The organism is Acidobacteriota bacterium (assembly GCA_030949985.1).
In the GTDB taxonomy this organism is placed as follows: domain Bacteria; phylum Acidobacteriota; class Polarisedimenticolia; order J045; family J045; genus JALTMS01.
This window is the reverse complement of sequence record JAUZRX010000038.1, coordinates 1-1506: the sequence shown is the minus strand read 5'-3', so window position 1 is coordinate 1506 and position 1506 is coordinate 1. Positions and strand designations below refer to the sequence as shown.

Here is a 1506-nt window from a genome sequence, read left to right as displayed (position 1 = left end):
GAATTCCGACCAAAGCAGCGATGCGCTGCAGCAGAGCTTCACGACCCTCGCTGCACGGTTCAAGGACCTGGCTCGCCGCAACGCCGCGGGAGGTGATGGTCCAAAATGGTATTTTCCCAAGGCTGCCATGCACGCTGTGTACATTGCTGCATTCCGCTCGATTGCCGCACCCGCCGTCGCGCCGTCAGCAGTGAAGGTAGCAGTGAAGGCATCCGGCAAGACGATCGAGGAGCTTTGCAGGGAAGCTGCGAGCGGGAGTTTCGGAGGCGGCGCTGCATTCGGAGTCTTCCTGCTCCGCCAAGGCAAGAACAACCAGCAACCGGTCACGCCAGGGCAGCCGGTTGTGGCTGAAGGTGTGAGCGGATACGACGAGGTGGCCAACCACAAGTGCCTGTGCTTCAGCGTGGCGCCGCTGGCGGGTGGATCGGGAAGCGGCCACGGATTCGGCATCTTTGACGACACCTTCAACGGCGAAGGCCGAACAACTCAACACGTTCGCGGAGCAGAGGCGATGGTCCTTTCCAAGCCAAAGCTACAAGTGGCGACGCAAAGTTGACGGACGAAAGTGCAGGGCCTTGCAGCCTGCGTGCGATGTTGCGCTCAGTTCCCACGCCTTGCGCATCGACGGCCTCGATCAGTTGTGGCAATCCGCGGCTCGTGGCCTCCAATGATCGGTTCTGTAGTGCGACACGGTGGTGCTTTGTGTAGGCGCAGCAATGTCGGGGCTAGTTTCTGCTCCCTCCGTATCCGCGGCACGCTTTGGCTGTGTCGGCCGGCGGCATGCGTACGCACATGATGGATCAGTGAACTAGGGCATGGCAACTGGGGCATCGCACATGTCCAAGTCGCGGCCATGTAAGCCAAGAGCGACGCTGCAATTCAGGCCCCAACAATATGGCGAACGCCAATCCTAGACGCTCAGTTCATTCCGGCCTGGATTCGCGCCACAGCGGCACCCCCCATCTCGAACCTGAAATTGGTCGCGCTGCCACGCGATTGTGTTGGCGACCCCCTCCGAGCTGGTCCCACCCGACGTGCACCAACACCACCAACAGTGTGGCGCAGCCGCGAAAAGGGGGACGGACATCCCGAGGATACACGGTAAAAGTGCAGGGCCACGGCCATCAGAAAAGAGACGTTTCACCGAAACGTGATAAGAGATGCCTCCGCAAGGTAGGGACGACCGGCACCCCAAGGTGCGCGTTCGTGGCCCCTTTCACCTGCACGTGCGATTCTTCCAAAAGAAAACGCGCGTGTAGATGTGCGTAACCCGAGTGCCTAGCCCCTCTCATGCCTAACTTCAACAACACTACGCGTGCAACTGCTACCAGCAAGATGCATCCCGTCGGACCCTGTGACGACTACTCAGTTAGCGTCTCTCGGTCCACGTTCACTCTCTAGACACGCTCCCGAATCGTACCGATTACTACACGTGTCACCTACAGCTCTCTATCCAAACGCGAGCACAGAGCAACCCTTGTCAGGTTAACGCTAAAAAAAGTAACA

1 protein-coding gene is annotated in these 1506 nt (G+C 59.3%); it reads left to right on the top strand.

Annotated elements, in window-relative coordinates:
* On the top strand, positions 1-556 hold a 556-nt coding region (locus Q9Q40_09870; GenBank protein ID MDQ7007530.1), incomplete at its 5' end, for a hypothetical protein.
* Between the last annotated feature and the right edge of the window lie 950 nt (positions 557-1506).